20 protein-coding genes are annotated in these 18,664 nt (G+C 68.3%); 8 read left to right on the top strand and 12 right to left on the bottom strand.

What is annotated here, in order from left to right; translation table 11 throughout:
• The first annotated feature begins 5 nt into the window (after positions 1-5).
• Positions 6-728: a helix-turn-helix domain-containing protein gene (locus AC1MEY_RS18795; RefSeq protein WP_480226940.1), complete on the top strand. Its 723-nt coding sequence runs from the start codon at positions 6-8 to the stop codon at positions 726-728.
• Here AC1MEY_RS18795 and AC1MEY_RS18800 read toward each other — a convergent pair.
• The gene (locus AC1MEY_RS18800; protein WP_480226941.1) at positions 668-1,060 is read right to left on the bottom strand and encodes a VOC family protein; all 393 of its coding nucleotides are present in this window, start codon (positions 1,058-1,060) and stop codon (positions 668-670) included. The two genes, AC1MEY_RS18795 and AC1MEY_RS18800, sit on opposite strands and share 61 nt — an antisense overlap.
• Before the next feature lie 208 nt (positions 1,061-1,268).
• Between AC1MEY_RS18800 and lpqN the strand changes: the two genes are divergently transcribed.
• Positions 1,269-1,991 (top strand): envelope biogenesis lipoprotein LpqN, encoded by a 723-nt coding sequence (gene lpqN, locus AC1MEY_RS18805; protein WP_480226942.1) that lies wholly within the window; start codon positions 1,269-1,271, stop codon positions 1,989-1,991.
• Positions 1,992-2,066: 75 nt separating this feature from the next.
• Here lpqN and AC1MEY_RS18810 read toward each other — a convergent pair whose 3' ends face one another.
• Both AC1MEY_RS18810 and AC1MEY_RS18815 read right to left on the bottom strand, forming a co-directional pair.
• Entirely contained in the window at positions 2,067-3,188 is a 1,122-nt protein-coding gene (locus AC1MEY_RS18810) for an NAD(P)H-dependent flavin oxidoreductase (RefSeq protein WP_480226943.1), read from the bottom strand.
• The gene (locus AC1MEY_RS18815) at positions 3,189-4,886 is read right to left on the bottom strand and encodes an acyl-CoA synthetase (protein WP_480226944.1); all 1,698 of its coding nucleotides are present in this window, start codon (positions 4,884-4,886) and stop codon (positions 3,189-3,191) included. It lies immediately after the preceding gene.
• Between the two features lie 34 nt (positions 4,887-4,920).
• Here AC1MEY_RS18815 and AC1MEY_RS18820 point away from each other — a divergent pair, with 34 nt between their 5' ends.
• A complete protein-coding gene (locus tag AC1MEY_RS18820; protein WP_480226945.1) occupies positions 4,921-5,721 on the top strand; it encodes a crotonase/enoyl-CoA hydratase family protein in 801 nt (266 codons plus the stop codon).
• Positions 5,722-5,804: 83 nt separating this feature from the next.
• Here the strand turns inward: AC1MEY_RS18820 and AC1MEY_RS18825 are convergent, their stop codons facing one another.
• The 3 genes from AC1MEY_RS18825 to AC1MEY_RS18835 all read right to left on the bottom strand — a co-directional run bounded on the left by AC1MEY_RS18825 (position 5,805) and on the right by AC1MEY_RS18835 (position 8,970).
• Positions 5,805-7,016 carry a cytochrome P450 gene (locus AC1MEY_RS18825; RefSeq protein WP_480231559.1) on the bottom strand — a complete coding sequence of 404 codons (1,212 nt, stop codon included), beginning with the start codon at positions 7,014-7,016 and terminating at the stop codon, positions 5,805-5,807.
• An 8-nt stretch (positions 7,017-7,024) separates the two neighbouring features.
• Positions 7,025-7,705 carry an acetoacetate decarboxylase family protein gene (locus tag AC1MEY_RS18830; protein WP_480231560.1) on the bottom strand — a complete coding sequence of 227 codons (681 nt, stop codon included), beginning with the start codon at positions 7,703-7,705 and terminating at the stop codon, positions 7,025-7,027.
• A gap of 233 nt (positions 7,706-7,938) precedes the next feature.
• Positions 7,939-8,970, bottom strand: coding sequence for an LLM class F420-dependent oxidoreductase (locus tag AC1MEY_RS18835; RefSeq protein ID WP_480226946.1), 1,032 nt, complete (start codon positions 8,968-8,970; stop codon positions 7,939-7,941).
• A 70-nt stretch (positions 8,971-9,040) separates the two neighbouring features.
• Here AC1MEY_RS18835 and AC1MEY_RS18840 point away from each other — a divergent pair, with 70 nt between their 5' ends.
• The 3 genes from AC1MEY_RS18840 to AC1MEY_RS18850 are packed head-to-tail and all read left to right on the top strand — an operon-like array spanning position 9,041 to position 12,314.
• A complete protein-coding gene (locus AC1MEY_RS18840) occupies positions 9,041-10,033 on the top strand; it encodes a Zn-ribbon domain-containing OB-fold protein (RefSeq protein ID WP_480226947.1) in 993 nt (330 codons plus the stop codon).
• 43 nt (positions 10,034-10,076) lie between these two features.
• On the top strand, positions 10,077-11,138 hold the full coding sequence (locus AC1MEY_RS18845; protein ID WP_480226948.1) for a thiolase domain-containing protein: 1,062 nt from the start codon (positions 10,077-10,079) through the stop codon (positions 11,136-11,138).
• A 3-nt stretch (positions 11,139-11,141) separates the two neighbouring features.
• Positions 11,142-12,314, top strand: coding sequence for a thiolase domain-containing protein (locus tag AC1MEY_RS18850; protein WP_480226949.1), 1,173 nt, complete (start codon positions 11,142-11,144; stop codon positions 12,312-12,314).
• Here AC1MEY_RS18850 and AC1MEY_RS18855 read toward each other — a convergent pair.
• Positions 12,311-12,862, bottom strand: coding sequence for a gamma carbonic anhydrase family protein (locus AC1MEY_RS18855; RefSeq protein WP_480226950.1), 552 nt, complete (start codon positions 12,860-12,862; stop codon positions 12,311-12,313). The genes AC1MEY_RS18850 and AC1MEY_RS18855 overlap by 4 nt on opposite strands.
• A gap of 117 nt (positions 12,863-12,979) precedes the next feature.
• Here AC1MEY_RS18855 and AC1MEY_RS18860 point away from each other — a divergent pair, with 117 nt between their 5' ends.
• Positions 12,980-14,149 carry a 3-ketosteroid-9-alpha-monooxygenase, oxygenase component gene (locus AC1MEY_RS18860; protein ID WP_480226951.1) on the top strand — a complete coding sequence of 390 codons (1,170 nt, stop codon included), beginning with the start codon at positions 12,980-12,982 and terminating at the stop codon, positions 14,147-14,149.
• Positions 14,150-14,154: 5 nt separating this feature from the next.
• On the top strand, positions 14,155-14,625 hold the full coding sequence (locus tag AC1MEY_RS18865; RefSeq protein WP_480226952.1) for a hypothetical protein: 471 nt from the start codon (positions 14,155-14,157) through the stop codon (positions 14,623-14,625).
• Here the strand turns inward: AC1MEY_RS18865 and AC1MEY_RS18870 are convergent.
• The 5 genes from AC1MEY_RS18870 to AC1MEY_RS18890 form a co-directional block, all read right to left on the bottom strand.
• Positions 14,597-14,959 (bottom strand): hypothetical protein, encoded by a 363-nt coding sequence (locus tag AC1MEY_RS18870; RefSeq protein ID WP_480226953.1) that lies wholly within the window; start codon positions 14,957-14,959, stop codon positions 14,597-14,599. The genes AC1MEY_RS18865 and AC1MEY_RS18870 overlap by 29 nt on opposite strands.
• Positions 14,956-16,011: an oxygenase MpaB family protein gene (locus AC1MEY_RS18875; protein ID WP_480226954.1), complete on the bottom strand. Its 1,056-nt coding sequence runs from the start codon at positions 16,009-16,011 to the stop codon at positions 14,956-14,958. The genes AC1MEY_RS18870 and AC1MEY_RS18875 overlap by 4 nt, the downstream gene beginning before the upstream one ends.
• 24 nt (positions 16,012-16,035) lie before the next feature.
• Positions 16,036-16,671 (bottom strand): TetR/AcrR family transcriptional regulator, encoded by a 636-nt coding sequence (locus AC1MEY_RS18880; RefSeq protein WP_480226955.1) that lies wholly within the window; start codon positions 16,669-16,671, stop codon positions 16,036-16,038.
• 68 nt (positions 16,672-16,739) lie between these two features.
• Positions 16,740-17,885: a sulfotransferase family protein gene (locus AC1MEY_RS18885; RefSeq protein ID WP_480226956.1), complete on the bottom strand. Its 1,146-nt coding sequence runs from the start codon at positions 17,883-17,885 to the stop codon at positions 16,740-16,742.
• A complete protein-coding gene (locus tag AC1MEY_RS18890; RefSeq protein WP_480226957.1) occupies positions 17,882-18,664 on the bottom strand; it encodes an SDR family oxidoreductase in 783 nt (260 codons plus the stop codon). Before AC1MEY_RS18890 ends, AC1MEY_RS18885 begins: the two co-directional genes overlap by 4 nt.

Genomic DNA, 18,664 nt, shown 5'->3' on the forward strand with positions numbered 1-18,664 from the left:
GAGACGTGGGGTACCGCGAGACGCCGGCCACTGGTCCGCTGCGCGACCTCGTCGAGACGGCATGGACGTCCGACGGTTCCGACGGCGACGTACGGGTACTGCCGGACGGCTGCATGGATCTCCTCCTGATGCATGGCCAGGTGATGGTCGCGGGTCCGGACACCGGCCCGGTGATCAGTCGCGCCGACGTGAATCCGGTGACGGGACTGCGGTTTCGGCCAGGTGTCCTACCCCGACTGCTCGGCGTGCCCGCGCACGAACTGCGCAATCTGCGGGCGCCACTCGACCAGGTCTGCCGCGCACCGCGAACCGACGACCTCGCCGACGTGGCGCTCGACCTGGCGGCTCGGCCGGCCCGCTCGCAGACCGCACCGTGGTCGCTTGATGCCACGCACCACGTGACCGCCCGTCTGGCGTCGGGCCTGCCGGTGAGCGTCGTGGCCGACGAGGTCGGCTGGTCCGGCCGGACCGTGCACCGGCAGTGCCTCGCCGTCTACGGGTACGGACCGGCGACGTTGCGACGGGTCCTCAGGTTCCGGCGCGCAGTGCGCCTGGCGCGCAGCGGGATTCCCACGGCCCACGTCGCGGCCGAGGCCGGGTACGCCGACCAGTCGCACCTCCACCGTGACGTCCGGGAATTCTCGGGAGTGACGCTGCGCGCGCTGACTCACGACAGTGGTGAGAACAGGTCCACCGATGTTCCGCCGGGGTCCACCACCGTCGCGTAGCGCTGGCCCCACGGCGCATCGAAGGGTGCGAGCGACCCGGGATGACCTGCCGCCACGAGCCGTCCGTAGACGGCGTCGACGTCGGCGGGGGTGTCGAACCCGAACGCGATGGCCACCCGCCCGGGACCGTCGGGCGCCGTCCACCCCGGATGCATACCCGCGATCACCTCCTCGGTGTCGAAGGCGAGGGTGGCTCCACCGGGGAGGTCGATCTCGACGTGCGTGCCCTCGGGAGTACGCGGTACCAGACCGAGCAGGCGATAGAAGGCCAGGGACTCGGAGACGTCCGACGCGACGATCTCGACGACTACGGATCGGATGGAAGTGCTCATCGCTCGACGGTAGAGCCCGCGCCACCGTCGCGTCGTGAACGAATCGGACAGTCGTCGGCTTGCCACGGTGAACGCGATCCAAGCCTTTTCCAATCCCGAGCGGATGTACTTGGCAAACCAAGATCACACATCGACCACCCCATGCCGAGGCGCGGCCTCGCTACCACTCGACATCGACTGCCAGATGGCCCCAACCGAGGAGAAGAACATGAGAATTCCCACGCTCACCGCATCGGCGGCGGCGATGACCGCCCTTGCCCTGCTGCTGTCGGGCTGCGGCTCGGACACCAAGACGGCCACCCCGACCAGCGCCGCCAGCGACACGTCGGCGAAGTCCTCGTCCACCACCAAGAGTCCCCCGACCGCGACGAAGGCAAAGATCGCCGAACGCGACGAAGGCGCCACGGGTCCGAATCCCACCATCGCGAGCTACATCGAGGAGAACGGCATTCAGGAGAGCGCCGTCGCGATGGGCGATCCGGGCTCCCCGACGATCAACCTTCCGGTGCCCGAGGGATGGGAGCCCGCCGGCGAGGACAAGCCGGACTGGGCCTACGGCGCCATCGTCTACACCGGGCCCGAGGCCGCCGAGTACTCCCCCAGCATCGTGGCCATCGTCTCCAAGCTGTCCGGCGACGTCGACCCCCAGCAGATCATCGATCTCGCACCGGGTGAACTGAACAACCTCGACGGTTTCGAGGCCATGAACGAGGGCGCCGTCAGCACCCTGGGCGAGTACCCCGCCTACCAACTCGGCGGCACCTGGCAGTCGGAGGGGCAGACGAAGATCATCGCGCAGAAGACGGTCGTCATCCCCGGCCCCGACGGGCTCTACGTCCTCCAACTCAACGCCGACGGGCTCGAGAATCAGGCCGACGTCGTCGGCGCAGCGACCGACATCATCGACAGCGACACCACGATCACCTTCTAGCCCACACCTTCCCGACCCACCGACGACGAACGCCGCCAGGACCAACCCCTGGCGGCGTTCGACGTCGTCTGCCCGCTACGTCCCGCGGATCCCGTCGAGCCGCCGGGTCGCGTCCTCGAACCCGCTGACCAGTTCGGCCATGATGTCGGCGACGGGACGAATCTCGTTCATCCTCCCCACGATCTGGCCCACCGGCATGGCGACCGCGGACGGATCCTTGGCCTCGTTCATGCGCTGATGTGCCTCGCTGACGAGGATGTTCTGCAGCGGCATCGGCAGCGGGTCCGGCGCGCCGTCGGCATCCCAGGCCTCGGTCCAGCGCGACTTGAGCAGCCGGGCCGGCTTGCCCGTGTAGATCTTGCGGCGCACGGTGTCGCTCGACGTCGCGGCGAGCATGGCCTCCTGGATCACCGAGACGCCCGACTCCCCGCGCACTCCGAGGTCGTACTCGGCTGCGGTGAGGAACGCCGACCCCATCCACACGCCCTGCGCGCCCAGTGCGAGCGCAGCGGCCACCTGACGTCCGGAGCCGATGCCGCCCGCGGCGAGCACGGCGGCGCTGCCGTCGACGGCGTCGACCACCTCGGGCACCAGGACCATCGACGCGATCTCACCGGTGTGACCACCGGCTTCGTGTCCCTGGGCGATGACGATGTCGACGCCGTTCTCCGCATGTCGCAGAGCGTGTTTCGCGCTGCCGGCCAACGCCGCCACCGGGACGCCCGCGGCGTGCGCCTGGTCGATGACGTCCTTCGGCGGTGAGCCGAGCGCGTTGGCGATCAACTTGATCGGATGTTTCAGCGCCACCTCGACGTGGCTGCGCGCCACCGAGTGCAGCCAACCGAGCACGCCCTCGGACTTCTCCTCGTCGTCGGGCAGCGGCGGCACCCCGAGATCGGCGAGCGTCTTGTCGACGAACTCGCGATGCGTCTGAGGGATCAGCTTGTTGATGTCGATGCTGGTGCCCTCGGTGGGCACCGTCGCCGGCATCACGATGTCGACGCCGTACGGCAAGCCGAGAGTGTTCTCGTCCATCCACCGGAGCACGTTCTCCAGGTCGTCGGCCTGGTTGAACCGCACGCAGCCCAGTACGCCGAGGCCGCCGGCACGCGTGACCGCCGCCGCCACCTTCTCCGACGGGGTGAAGACGAAGATCGGGTACTGGATCCCGAAGCGTTCGCAGAGTTCGGTACGCATCTACTTCTTGGCTCCCTGAGTGACGGCATGCTTGGCGTGAACGTCGTCGGCCGGACGTTCCTCGGTGGTGTCCTTGGCCCAGCGGTAGTCGGGCTTTCCTGCCGGCGAGCGCTTCACCTCGTCGACCAACCAGAGGCTGCGCGGCACCTTGTATCCCGCGATCTCACTGCGCACGAACGCATCCAGGTCGGCCAGTGTGGGTCGGGCGCCGGCGCGGGGGTGGACGACGGCGGCGACGTGCTGACCGAAGCGCGGGTCGGGCACGCCGACCACGAGGGCGTCGAAGACGTCGGGGTGGCCCTTGAGCGCGGCCTCGACCTCCTCGGGGTAGATCTTCTCGCCGCCGCTGTTGATCGACACCGAGCCGCGGCCCAGCATCGTGACGCTGCCGTCGGCCTCGACCTCGGCGTAGTCGCCGGGAATCGCGTACCGCACACCGTTGTACGTGCGGAAGGTCTCGGCGGTCTTCTTCTCGTCCTTGAAGTACCCGACGGGGATGTGACCGCACTTGGCGATGATGCCCCGGACACCGGACCCCGGCGCGACCTCGTTGCCGTCCTCGTCGAGCACCTTGGTGTTCTTGTCGATCGTGACCCGCGGCCCGCCGGTGTGCGACTGACCCTTGGCCACGATGCTGGTGCCGCCGAAGCCGGTCTCCGAGGACCCGATCGAATCGGTGATGATCCGGTCGGGCAGCAGCTCGAGGAACTTCTCCTTCAGGCTGGTGGAGAACAGCGCGGCGGTGCTGGCGAGCAGGAACAGGCTGGAGAGGTCGTACGTGTTGCCCTCGTCCTGGTGCGCGAGCAGCGCGTCGAGCAGCGGCCGGGCCATCGCGTCACCGGTGAAGAACAGCAGGTTCACCTTGTGCTCGTGGATCATCCGCCAGACCTCGTCGGCGTCGAATTCCGGTGCGAGCACCACGGTCTGGCCGGAGAACAGCGACATCCACGTGGCCGACTGGGTGGCGCCGTGGATCATCGGCGGGATCGGCAGACGGATCATCGGCGCATTCGCCGCTGCTTGCTTCGACAGGTCGTACTCGTCGGCGATCGGCTCACCGGTCGCGAAGTCGGTGCCGCCGAACAGGACCCGGTAGATGTCCTCGTGGCGCCACATCACGCCCTTCGGGAATCCGGTGGTGCCGCCGGTGTAGAGCAGGTAGATGTCGTCCTCGCTGCGCGGGCCGAAGTCGCGCTCGGGCGACCCCTGTTCGAGCGCCGCGTAGAACTCGACCCCGCCGTAGCGCTCGAAGTCGTCGTCGCTGCCGTCCTCGACCACGAGGATCGTCGTCACGTTCGGGGTCTCGGGCAGCACGTTGGCGACGCGGTCGGCGTAGCGGCGCTCGTGCACCAGCGCGACCATGTCGGAGTTGTCGAAGAGGTACTTCAACTCGCCCTCGACGTAGCGGAAGTTGACGTTCACCAGGATCGCGCCGGCCTTCACGACGCCGAGCATCGCGATGACGATCTCGATGCGGTTCCGGCAGTACAGCCCGACCTTGTCGTCCTTCTTCACCCCCCGGTCGGCCAGGTAGTGGGCGAGGCGGTTCGCCTTCTCCTCCAACTGGGCATAGGTGAGCTTCTCGCCCCCCGAGATGAGGGCGACACGGTCAGGCACGGCGTCTATGGCGTGCTCGGCAAGATCGGCGATGTTCAGGGCCACAGCACCTAAACTAGAACGTGTTACATTTCCAGACAAGTCTCCTGGACAAGTGGTGAAAGGCGAGTTACCCGTGACCGAGCCGGACAAGAGTCCCGACGCCCTGATCGAGCAGCGCGGACACACCCTCATCGTGACGCTCAACCGGCCGGAGGCGCGCAACGCGCTGTCCACCGAGATGCTCGCGATCATGGTGGAGGCGTGGGACCGCGTCGACTGCGATCCGGAGATCCGCACCTGCATCCTCACCGGCGCCGGCGGCTACTTCTGCGCGGGCATGGACCTCAAGAACGCCACCAAGGCGCCCCCCGGCGACTCGTTCAAGAGCGGCGCATTCGACCCCACCCGCATCGACGGCCTGCTGAAGGGCCGGCGACTGACCAAGCCGCTGATCGCCGCGGTCGAGGGCCCGGCCATCGCCGGCGGCACCGAGATCCTGCAGGGCACCGACATCCGCATCGCCGGTGAGAGCGCCAAGTTCGGCATCTCCGAGGCGAAGTGGAGCCTGTACCCGATGGGCGGCTCCGCCGTCCGGCTGCCGCGCCAGATCCCGTACACGATCGCGTGCGACCTGCTGCTGACCGGACGTCACATCACCGCAGCCGAAGCGCTGCAGTACGGACTGATCGGCTACGTCGTGCCCGACGGCAGCGCGCTCGAGAAGGCACTCGAGATCGCGGCGGTGATCAACAACAATGGGCCGCTGGCCGTCCAGGCGATCCTCAAGACCATCCGCGAGGCGGAGGGACTGCACGAGGAGGAGGCGTTCAAGCCGGACACCGCCAACGGCATCCCCGTGTTCCTCAGCGCCGACGCCAAGGAGGGCCCGCTGGCCTTCAAGGAGAAGCGCGCGCCGAACTTCCAGATGAAGTAGCGCCCGCTCCGTCTACGCCGAACGTGGGTTACCGCCACGCGGCATCGCGTTCGGCGTGACACGAGCCGACACTCGGCGACCCGCTAGTCGAGCACGCGCTTCGTCGGGGTGAACACGACCGGCATGCCCTCGGGACCGCTGACGAAGTTGGCCGCCCGCAGCGGCACGCGAGCCCCGTCGGCAAGGCGCAGGTCGGGCAGTCTCCGCAGGACGCGGTCGATCATCAACCGCAGCTCCAGCCGTGCCAGCTGATTGCCCAGGCAGAAGTGCGTGCCGAACCCGAACGCCAGGTGGCTGTTGGGACTGCGATCGATGCGGAAGCTCTCGGGATCGCCGAACACGCTCTCGTCGAAGTTGGCCGACTCGAACATCAGCATGATCTTCTCGCCGCTGAACAGCTCGGTGCCGTGGAACTCGGTGTCGGCCGTCAGCGTGCGGCACATGTTCTTGACCGGCGACGTCCAGCGCAGCATCTCCTCGATGGCGCCGGGCATCAGCTCGGGATCGGCGACCAGCGCCTCCCACTGATCACGATGCCGCAGCAGCTGTTCGGCGCCACCGGACAGCGTGTGCCGGGTGGTCTCGTCGCCGCCGATGAGGATCAGCAGCGTCTCGAAGACGATCTCGTCGTCGCTCATCCGCTGACCCTCGACCTCGCTGTTGACGAGGATGCTGAACAGGTCGTCGGTCGGCTCGGCGCGACGCTTGGCGATGGTCTCCATCGTGAACGCCGTGTACGCGGCGAAGGTGTCCATCAGCTTCTGGATGGTCGCGTCGTCGACGGTCGAACTCAGCCCACACACCAGGTCATCGGACCACTGGAGCAGCTTGTCGCGCTCCTCGGGCAGCACGCCGAGCATGTCGCCGATCACCGCCATCGGCAGCGGCGCGGCGATGTCGCGGACGAAGTCGCACTCGCCGCGCTCGCACACGGCGTCGATCAGGGTGTCGCACAGCCGCTCGATGGACGGCACCTTGTCCATGACGCGCTTGCGGGTGAAGCCCGCGTTGACGAGCTTGCGGCGCAACAGGTGTGACGGATCGTCCATGTCGATCATGTAAGGCATGCCCGGCTGATCGGGCCGGATGCCGCCGGTCGAACTGAACAGCTCGGGGTTGCGCTCGGCGTCCAGCACGGCCTGATAGCTCGCCGCCGCGGCCAGACCGTTGCGGTCGCGGAACACCGGCTGGTTCGCGCGCATCCACCGGTAGGCGTCGCGGGCGCGCCCGTCGGCGTAGAAGTTACCGTCCGCGAGGTCGACGTCGGGCCGCCCGGTCGGGGTGGGGGTGGAGATCAGACTGGTCACGAAAGCTCCTGTGCATCAGCGAAGGTCATCTCGACGTTATCGGCCGAACTCGAGATCATGGCGCGCTTCGGGAAACCGAGTGCGGCGAGTTCACGCGCGTACGGATGGCTGCCGAGCCGGACGGTGGCGCCGCCCGGCCGGTAGCGGACGCCCGACATCGTCATCTCGCCGTCGGTCATGCGCGTGACGCCGTCGAGGTGCGAGTACGTCGGGTAAGTCTGTGGTGCGCCGGTGAACCTGGCCGGCACGCGGAACCCCGGCGCGAAGTCCATGCCGACGGCGAACTCCCCGTCGATCGTGACGTCGAAGCCGAACCGGTGGCCGTCGCGAACGGCGAAGTCCGCCATGACCTTCGGGTATCCCCAGATGTTGCGGCCGGCCTCGAGGGTGAACGCCTGGTCGACGGGCAGGTGGTGGATGAACGCGCCCGCCGACTGCAGTGCGCGCAGCCCTGTCGCGTTCGACCCCGGCGGGTTGACCATGACGTTGGTGCCGTACTCGAGGTACTTGCCGAGGTCGCCGTCGACGTAGTGCATCAGCATCAGGACGACGACGGCGCGATTGGGCCGGTAGCGGCACACCGTCAGGCCGCTGTGGTCGATCATGCGCTGCGCGGCGTCGGCGTCCACCGAGAACATCGCCATGTGCTGGGTGGCGCGGCGGATCCGCACCGGCATGGTCACCACGGCGCCGGCGACGGTGTGCGAACTGGGTTCTGTGGCGTCGGTCACGCGGTCAGGCTAGAACCTGGAGTAGACACATGGCAAGGAAGTGTCTAGTCACCGGCCCGGATACCTCCCCCGCGAGCGGCGGAAGTCCACACGCGAGCAGACGTGAACTCCCCTGATCCAAGCTCGAACAGGGGAGTTCGCGTCTGCTCGCGGGAAGAAGAGGACCCGGGAGGACAGGGTTAGACGAGGGCGGCGAGGTCGCGGATCTGCTCGGGCGACCGCGCGCCAACCACCATCATCGTGACGCCCGAGGCCTCCCACGCCGTGATCTGCTCGCGCACGTAGTCGAGGTTGCCCACGATCGCGGAGTCGTCGACGAGTTCGTCGGGGATGACCTTCGCGGCCTCGTCCTTGCGGTCGGCGCGGAACAGCTTGGTGACGTCGTCGACGACCTCGGCGTAGCCCATCCGCCGGTACACGTCGGCGTGGAAGTTGGTGTCCTCGGCGCCCATTCCGCCCATGTAGAGCGCGAGGTGCGGCTTCATCAGCTCCATGATCTCGGCGCGGTCGTCGGTGACCACCACCTGCGCCGTCGCACAGATCTCGAACGTCTCGCGCGTGCGGCGGGCGCCGGGGCGGGCGAAGCCCTCGTCGAGCCATTCGTTGTACATGGCGCCGATGCGCGGCGAGTAGAAGATGGGCAGCCAGCCGTCGCAGATCTCGGCGGCCAGCGCGACGTTCTTGGGTCCTTCGGCGCCGAGCATCACCGGGATGTCCGCGCGCAAAGGATGGGTGATCGGCTTGAGGTTCTTGCCCAGGCCGGTGGTGCCCTCGCCGGTCAGCGGCAGCGGGTAGTGCGGGCCGTCGCTGTGCACCGGCGCCTCGCGCGCCCACACCTGACGCAGGATGTCGACGTACTCGCGGGTGCGGGCCAGCGGCTTGGGGAACTTCGCGCCGTACCAGCCCTCCACGACCTGCGGGCCGGAGACGCCGAGGCCGACGACGTGTCGCCCGCCGGACAGGTGGTCCAACGTCAGCGCAGCCATCCCCAGGGCGGTGGGGGTGCGCGCGGAGAGCTGCAGCACCGAGGTGCCCAGTCGCATGCGGGTGGTCTCGCGACCCCACCACGCCAGCGGTGTGTACGCGTCCGAGCCCCACGCCTCGGCGGTGAAGACGGTGTCGAAACCGGCCTCCTCGGCGGTGGCGACGAGTTCCGCGTGGTTGGTCGGCGCCTGCGCGCCCCAGTAACCGAGTTGGAGACCCAACTTCATTTCCGCCAACTTCCTCGGACCCGCGGGCCCGTCCTTGCGACGATTGTTAGAACCTGTTCTACTCGATGCCGTGAGCGCCAGCCAAAGTAGCCCGGCCAGTATCGATGAGCACGAGCCGCCTCTTTCGGCTCCTCTGAAACTGTCATTCGACTACACCCGTTCAGTAGGTCCCGTCCTCGGTCGGTTCTTCACCGAACTGCGTGGACGACACGTCGTCGGCATACGTGGTTCGGACGGTCGAGTGCTGGTACCGCCTGCCGAGTTCGACCCGGTCACCTACGAGCGGCTGACGGAGATCGTACCGGTGGCCAGCGTCGGAACCGTCGTGTCGTGGACGTGGCAGCCGAGCCCGCTGGAGGGTCAGCCGCTGCAGCGTCCGTTCGCGTGGGCGCTGGTGAAGCTCGACGGCGCCGACACGACCCTGCTGCACGCGGTGGACGCCGGCACGCCGGACGCCATCGAGACCGGCGCCCGGGTGCGCGTGCACTGGGCCGAGGAGCCCGTCGGCTCGATCACCGACATTGCCTACTTCGAACTCAGCGACACCGAGGAGCCGGTCGAGGACGTCACCGACGAGCGTGATCCGGTGACCCTGCTGGTGGTGCCGACGTCGATCGAGATCCAGCACACCGCCTCGCTCCCGGAGAGCACGTTCCTGCGCGCGCTGGAGGAGGGCAAGCTCGTCGGTGCCCGCACCGGCGAGGGCGGCAAGGTGTACTTCCCTGCGCGCGAAGCGGATCCGGCCACCGGGCAGCAGCTGACCGAGTTCGTCGAACTGCCCGACAGGGGCACGGTCACGACGTTCGCGATCATCAACATCCCGTTCGCGGGGCAGCGCATCAAGCCGCCCTACGTCGCGGCGTACATCCTGCTCGACGGCGCGGACATCCCGTTCCTGCACCTGGTCACCGAGATCGAGGCCACCGACGTCCGGATGGGCATGCGCGTGGAGGCGGTGTGGAAGCCCCGCGAGGAGTGGGGTCTCGGCATCGACAACATCGACTACTTCCGGCCGACGGGTGAGCCCGACGCGGACTACGAGACGTACAAGCACCACCAGTGAGTCGTGCCGCGACGAGCCTTCCCGACGAGGAGACAAGCCCCCAATGACCTTTCGTGACGTTGCCGTAGTCGGTTTCGCACATGCCCCGCACGTGCGCCGCACCGAGGGCACCACCAATGGCGTCGAGATGCTGATGCCGTGCTTCGCCGAGTTGTACGCCGACCTCGGGATCGAGCAGACCGACATCGGCTTCTGGTGCTCCGGATCGTCGGACTACCTTGCCGGCCGGGCGTTCTCGTTCCTGTCCGCGATCGACTCGATCGGCGCGGTGCCGCCGATCAACGAGTCGCACGTCGAGATGGACGCGGCGTGGGCGCTCTACGAGGCATACATCAAGATCCTCACCGGGGCCGTCGACACCGCGCTGGTGTACGGGTTCGGGAAGTCGTCGGCGGGCGTGCTGCGCCGGGTACTCGCGATGCAGACCGACCCCTACACGGTCGCGCCGCTGGTCCCCGACGCCGTCTCCACCGCAGGCCTGCAGGCCAGGTTCGGGCTGGACTCCGGCAAGTGGACCGCCGAGCAGATGGCGCAGGTCGCCCTGGACTCGATGAACGCCGGCGGTCGCACCGACTCCGAGCAGCCGGGCACCAGCATCGACGAACTGCTGTCCCGGCCGTACTTCGCAGATCCGTTGCGCCGCCACGACATCGCACCGATCACCGACGGTGCGTCGGCCATCGTGCTCGCATCGGGCGACCGCGCACGGGAGATGCGGGAGCATCCCGCGTGGATCACCGGCATCGAGCACCGCGTCGAGACGCCCGTGCTGGGCGCTCGCGACCTGACCACCTCACCGTCGACCGCGGCGTCGGCCGCGGCGGCGACCGGGGGTGACGCCGGCTCCATCGACGTAGCCGAGCTGTACGCGCCGTTCACCCATCAGCAGCTGATCCTCACCGAGGCGATCGGTCTGGGCGACTCGACGCGGATCAACCCCTCCGGCGGCGCGCTCGCCGCCAACCCGATGTTCTCGACGGGGCTCGAGCGGATCGGCTTCGCCGCGCGGCACATCTTCGACGGATCGGCGTCCCGTGTGCTCGCCCACGCCACCAGTGGCGCTGCGCTGCAGCAGAACCTGGTCGCAGTCATGGAAGGGAAGTAGGTCATGGCGGGACACAACGCCGCGGTGCTGGGCACCGGGCAGACCAAGTATGTCGCGAAGCGCAAGGACGTCTCGATGAACGGCCTCGTCCGCGAGGCCATCGACAAGGCGCTCGAGGACTCCGGCTCGACGTTCGACGACATCGACGCCGTGGTGGTCGGCAAGGCGCCCGACTTCTTCGAGGGCGTCATGATGCCCGAGCTGTTCATGGCCGACGCCGTGGGTGCGACCGGCAAGCCGCTCATCCGGGTGCACACCGCGGGCTCGGTCGGCGGATCCACCGCGATCGTCGCCGCGAGCCTGGTGCAGTCGGGCAAGTACGAGCGCGTGCTGACGATGGCGTGGGAGAAGCAGTCCGAGTCGAACGCCATGTGGGCGTTGAGCATCCCGGTGCCGTTCACCAAGCCGGTGGGCGCAGGCGCGGGCGGCTACTTCGCGCCTCACGTGCGGTCGTACATCCGCCGCTCGGGCGCGCCGACGCACATCGGCGCCATGGTCGCGGTCAAGGACCGGCTCAACGGCGCGAAGAACCCGTTGGCCCACCTGCACCAGCCCGACATCACGCTGGAGAAGGTGATGGCGTCGCAGATGCTGTGGGACCCCATCCGCTTCGACGAGACCTGCCCGTCCTCGGACGGCGCCTGCGCGATGGTGATCGGCAACGAGGAGATCGCGGACGCCCATGTGGCCGATGGCAATCCGGTGGCGTGGATCCACGCCACGGCGCTACGCACCGAACCGCTGGCCTACTCCGGTCGCGACCAGGTGAACCCGCAGGCCGGCCGGGACGCGTCCGCCGCGCTGTGGCGCGACGCGGGCATCACCTCGCCGATCGACGAGATCGACGTCGCCGAGGTCTACGTCCCGTTCTCCTGGTTCGAGCCGATGTGGCTGGAGAACCTGGGGTTCGCCGCCGAGGGCGAGGGTTGGAAGCTCACCGAGGCCGGCGAGACGGCGATCGGTGGCCGGATCCCGTTCAACCCGTCGGGTGGCGTGCTGTCGTCGAACCCGATCGGCGCGTCCGGCATGATCCGGTTCGCCGAGTCGGCCATCCAGGTGATGGGCAAGGCCGGCGAGCATCAGGTCGAGGGGGCCCGCAAGGCACTCGGCCACGCGTACGGCGGCGGCTCGCAGTACTACTCGATGTGGGTGGTGTCGGCGGACAAGCCCGCTTAGACCTGCTGGATCCCGCCGAGCTGCTGGATCTCGCCGAGTCCGGCGCGGTACCGCTCGGCGAGGGCCTGATAGGTGGCGGGGGTCATGTTGACCCACCGCTCCGCGCCCGTTCCGGAGATCGGTCCGCGGACCTTCGCCGGCGAGCCGGTGACGAAGACCTCGTCGGGGATCTTCGTGCCGCCGATCACCAGCGAGTGCGCGGCGATGAGGCTGCGTCGGCCGATCACGGCCCCGTCGAGCACCGTCGCGTGGTTGGCGATCACGGCTTCCTGGCCCAGGTGGACGCCGTGGACGACGCAGCTGTGCGCCACCGTGGCGCCGGGGCCGATGTCGGTGGGGATCCCCGGCGGGGCGTGCAGCACGCTGCAGTCCTGCACGTTGGCGCCCTGCCTGATGATGATCGGCGCGAAGTCGGCACGCAGGACGGCGTTGAACCAGACCGATGCACCCGCCTCGACGTGCACGTCTCCGATGAGCGTGGCGGTCGGCGCGACGAAGGCACTGGGGTCGATCACGGGTGATCGGCCTTCGAACGAGTACAGCGGCATGGAGTGGTTATACCCCAGTGGGATGGCCGGAGCGCTCGATGAGCTGCGCGCATTGCGCTACCGGGGGCAAAAACTGTAACGTGTTCTAGTTAGAACCACAGAAACGGGAGGCCCACCGTGACTACGGAAACCACTGGCAGTGTCGGAGTCAGAGAAATCGACACCGGCGCCCTGCCGGACCGGTACGCGCGCGGCTGGCACTGCCTCGGTCCCGTCAAGGACTACCTGGACGGCAAGCCGCACGGCATCGAGATCTTCGGCACCATGCTGGTGGTCTTCGCCGACTCCAAGGGCGAACTCAACGTGCTCGACGGGTACTGCAGGCACATGGGCGGCAACCTGTCCCAGGGCACCGTCAAGGGCGACGAGGTCGCCTGCCCGTTCCACGACTGGCGCTGGGGCGGTGACGGCAAGTGCAAGCTCGTCCCCTACGCCAAGCGCACGCCCCGTCTGGCGCGCACCCGCGCCTGGCACACCGACGTGCGCGGTGGCCTGCTCTTCGTCTGGCACGACGTCGAGGGCAACCCGCCGCAGCCCGAGGTGCGCATCCCCGAGATCCCCGAGTTCGAGAACGACGACTGGACCGACTGGCGTTGGAACACGATGCTGATCGAGGGCTCCAACTGCCGCGAGATCATCGACAACGTCACCGACATGGCGCACTTCTTCTACATCCACTACGGCTTGCCGACGTTCTTCAAGAACGTCTTCGAGGGACACATCGCCAGCCAGTACCTGCACAACGTCGGCCGTCCCGACATCAACGACATGGGCACCACCTACGGCGAGGCGCACCTCGACTCCGAGGCGTCCTACTTCGGCCCGTCGTTCATGATCAACTGGCTGCACAACAACTACGGCGGTTTCAAGGCCGAGTCCATCCTGATCAACTGCCACTACCCGGTGAGCCAGAACTCGTTCGTGCTGCAGTGGGGCGTCATGGTCGAGAAGCCCAAGGGCCTCGACGAGAAGACCACCGACAAGCTGGCCCGCGTCTTCACCGAGGGCGTCAGCAAGGGCTTCCTGCAGGACGTCGAGATCTGGAAGCACAAGACCCGCATCGACAATCCGCTGCTGGTCGAGGAGGACGGCGCCGTCTACCAGATGCGCCGTTGGTACCAGCAGTTCTACGTCGACGCCGCCGACGTCACGGCCGACATGGTCGACCGCTTCGAGGTCGAGGTCGACACGACCGCGGCCAACGAGAAGTGGCACGTCGAGGTGGAGGAGAACCTGCGCCTGCAGGCCGAGCAGCAGGAGAAGGAGAAGGAAGGCCAGCCTTCCTGAGTCCGATGACCATTCGTGACGAGCGGACCCAGCCACCAGACGTCGACGACCTGGCCCGCTCGATGCTGCAACTGCACGGCGCGCACGACGACGAGGACCACGAGGCGGGCCCCGCCGAGGGCCCCAGCCAATGGTCCAAGGCGCCGGACTTCGCGTCCGACCCCGCGCGTGCGGCGGCGGTGCGCGAGGCCAGCGCCCGTGACCGCGAGCGGTATCTGACCGCCGGCCTGGCCCCGATCGACTGCCGGTTCTGCCACGCCACCGTCGAGGTGAAGAAGCTCGGGCCCACGCACACTGCCGTGCAGTGGAATTCGACCGCGACGCAGCGGTGCGCGGTGTTCAGCGAGCTGCGGGCGTCCGGCGGCGACAGCAGCCGCACGAGATCGTGCCCCAAGCTGTCCGACAGCATCCGGCACGCCATCTCGGAGGGCTGCCTCGAGGAGATGTCTAGCGCCCCGTCTCCCGGCGATGGCTAGCGCGCAGTAGCACCGCCGACACCACGGCACCCGGGATGATCAACGTCACCGCCCATCCGCGTCGCCACCACGTCGCGGCATCGCACCGAGCCACGTAGTCGGTGTGGACGGTCGGGTCGAGCACGAGCGCGCCGTCCGGGAATCCCACGCCGCCGGTCGTCTCGGCCTGCGCGTGGTCCGAGACGATGCCTGTGCCGCAGACGATCTGGGCGCCCCAGCGGTCGTGGGCGTCCAGCCGCACGGGGTACAGCAGCGCGAAGATCCCGAGGGCGATCGCCGCCGTGGCCAACAGGCCGATGACGAACCCGTCACGGAGTAGCCGAACCACGGTCATCGACGAGCGCCTCGGCTCAGTGCGCCGAGGATCGGTTCGGACTCCAGGAGTCCCTCGTCGCTGGGGTCGACGCCGTCGGCGAACACCCGGCGGGCCTGCGTGGCCCGGAGACCCAGGTGAGCCTCGGCCGGCCGGTCGAAGCCGTACCGCTGCCGGGCCTGCGCCGGGCTGACCACTTCCGCGCGGACCGGCGGCACCTTCAGCTTGACCGGGGCGACGACCGGCAGCGTCATGGGCGACAGCACGCCGAGCACGCGCAACTCCGCACGCGGACTGAGGCTCACCAACCGGAAGGCGGCCCAGAGCACCGGACGGACCAGGACGTCGGTGATCCTCGACTGCTCGATGCCGCTGAGATGCCGCATCCAGTGCGGCATGGTCGCAATGGTTCCGGCGCGCAGCACCCGGCTGACCAGTCGTGCGAGCGGGCGTGCCGCGCGCGGCATCGGCGGCAGCATGACGTCGGCGTCGAGCAGGTGGGTCATCGCCTGCACCGCGATGTCGCTCGCGACCAGCTGTGGCCGCATCCACTCGAAGTAGCGCCGGACGCCGTCGCGGGTACGCGGCACGTCGTGCGGCGAGCACGTCTGCAGTTCCGCGGCGACCGCGCACTCCTGCCAGTAGCGGGCCTCGTCCTCCGGCGCCAGCGGTCCGGGACCGTACTTCTCGTAGGCGTACAGGATGGAATGCCACGCGGTGAGGTGTATCCACAGCTGGGATGCCGGATCGTTGGCGTCGTAGCGGCCGCCGCCGTAGGGCTCCGTGCCGATCGCCTTCGAGTGGATCTTGACGAGGACGTCTGCCGCCGTTGCAGTTTCGCGCGAGCCGCCGAACGCGACCATCGAGAAGTACCGCAGCGTGCGGTCGTAGCGCGTGCGTGGACGGCGGTAGATGTCGTGCGTCTTGTCCACCGCCGCAACCAGGTTGGGGTCGAGTTCCTCGACGACCACCGAGCGTTGGAAGCCGACCGTCATCGACGTGGGGTAGCCCCAGACCCGCCAGGTCACCGAGCCCGGTCCGAAGAACCCGTAGTCCTCGTGTGGCGTCGTCATCGTGTGCTCCATTCTCCGGTCGGGTCAGCGGGCGGCGGCGAAGGCGCTGGACACCATGCGTCCGTACAGTTCGCCGAGGTCGTCGGGCGTCCAGGTGCTCGACTCGTCGAGCAGCGACCGCACCGCGGCCTCGCACGACGACAGGAAGAACTCGATGAGCACGGGCAGCGTGGCGTCGACGTCCTCGATCTGCCACCACTTGGTCACGACCGGGCGGATCCACCCCGATGCGAGCACCGCCATCTCGGAGCGCACCATCGTGAAGCGGTCGGACACGGCGCGGTCGGGCTGGGCTGCGAAGACCACCCGCCAGGAGTCGGGACGCTCGGCGACCACGTGGAGCAACGCGCGATAGCCGGCGACGAACGCGTCGCCGGGGCCGTCGCCGCGCGCGGACCGCAGCGCGTCGACCAGTGCGTCGCGCAGACGTGCGGTCTCACGCTCGAGCAGCGCGGTGATGATCTCCACGCGGTCCGCGAAGCACGCATACACGACCGGCCGGGTCACGTTGAGCCGCTTGGCGATCGCGCCGATCGTCACCTCGCCGACGCCGTCCTGCAGGGAGATCGCGAGCGCGGCGTCGAGGACCTGCGGCCGGCGCCGTTCCGGCCCGAGGTGGGCGGCGCGGCCCGGCTCGTCGGTCACGTGGGCGGTCGGCACCCGTCGAACCTAACACGGGTTCCTACGCGTGTGAAGGAATTTCCTTCACCCATGTAGCAAGACGGTGGTCAGAGCCCGGCGAACTGGTCCTTGACCTGCTCGGTGGTCAGGCCGTAGTCCTCCAGTGAGTACGTGTGCTTGGGCGCTCGGGGGCCCTTCTTGCTCTCCTCGTCGGTCGCCACCATCGCGTCGCGGGCGGCGTCGGTGAAGTCGATGCCGAACGCGCGGTACACCCCCTCGACCGCACCGATCGGATTCTTGATCAGCTCGAAGTAGTCGAGGTCGTAGAACTGCGCCGGGTCGTGGCGGGCGCGTTCGGCGTTGAACAGCCGCAGGCCGCGCGACCAGGTCTCGAGCGAGTCCTCGCCGATCACCTTGCCCTCGAAGCTGTTCGACCATCCCGCCGTGGTGTGCTGAGCCAGCGAGCACATCGAGGCCATGATGGTCTCGGCCGGGCGGTGGCACTGCACCACCAGTGCGTCCGGGTACGTCGCGAACAGTGCGTCGAGCGCGAAGAGGTGGCTGGGGTTCTTCAGCACCCAGCGCTTGCCGGGATCGTTGAGCCCGATCAGCTGGAGGTTCTTGCGGTGCCGCGCGTAGGGCTTGGTCCAGTCCTGGCGGGAGAGCCACTGCGAGTACGTCGGCAGGTGCGCCAGCGTCTCGTAGGACACCGAGTGGAGTGACTGACGCAGCAGCTGCCAGCACTCCTCCACCTCGTCGGCGGTCATGTAGTGCAGTCCCGTGTAGTCGGGGTTCTCCTCGTGCGCCTTGGAGAACTGCGCGTCGAGGCGCTGGAACATCGGGTTCTGCGCCCACGTCGCACGCGGTGGGCGGGGCTGCGGGAACTCGGCCAGCCACAGTTCCAGGCCCTGGTGGCGCGGGTCGGCGGCGAGCAGCCGGTGGATCGCCGTCGTGCCGGTGCGGGGCAGGCCCGTGACGAAGATGGGCCGCTCGACGGCGACGTCGGCGTGCTCGGGGTACTGCGCGAACGCCGCCTCCGACACCAGCCGCGCCACCAACGCGTTCCGGACGAAGAAGCGCTGCATCTTGCTGCCGAACTCGGTGAGGTCGGCGTCGCGGGCGAAGGACTCGAGCAGCACCCCGAGCGCCTCGCGATAGTTGTCGTCGTCGACCCCGAAGTCGTCCAGTCCGCAGGCCTTCACGGCCGAGGCGTGCAGGTCGTCGAGCGTTCCGACGTTCGTACGCACGGTCATGCCTTGTACTCCCCGCAGTTGACGTCGAGCGCCTGGCCGGTGATGCCGCTGGACAGGTCGCTGGCCATGAACAGGATGGCCGAGGCCACCTCGTCCTCGGTGGGCAGCCGCTTGAGGTCGCTGTTGACCGCCGCCGCCTTGTAGATCTCGTCGACCGTGGTGCCGTACTTGCCGGCCTGATGCTCGAAGTAGCTCTGCAGCGTGCCACCCCAGATGTAGCCCGGCAGAACCGAGTTGACCCGGATCCCGGCCTCGCCGAGTTCACTCGCCAGCGACTGCGACATGGCCAGCAGCGCCGACTTCGCCATCTTGTACGCGCCCTGCTTGGGGTCGGAGTGCCGGACCACCATCGAGTTGACGTTGACCACCGACCCGTTCGCCTCGGTCAGCGCGGGGGTGAAACCCTGGATCAGCCGCAGCGCGCCCAGCACGGTCAACTCGATCGTGTCGCGGATGTGGTCGAAACTGGTCTTGGCGAAGGGCTTCATCGACGGCACCCGGAACGCGTTGTTGATCAGGACGTCGACTTTCCCGAACTCGGCGATCGAGGTGGACACCAGATTGGCGACCTGTTCCTCGTCGGTGATGTCGGTGCCCACGGCCACGGCACGCCGGCCCAGTGCCGTGACCTGACCGGCGACGTCCTGCAACCGCTCGACGGTGCGCGCGGCCAAGACGAGGTCGGCGCCCTCCTCGGCACACCTGCGCGCGAGCGTGGTGCCCAGCGCCGGTCCGACGCCACTGATGACGACGACCTTGTCGGTCAGTAGTCCGGGCAT

It is taken from the genome of Mycobacterium sp. PTI7 (assembly GCF_056679845.1).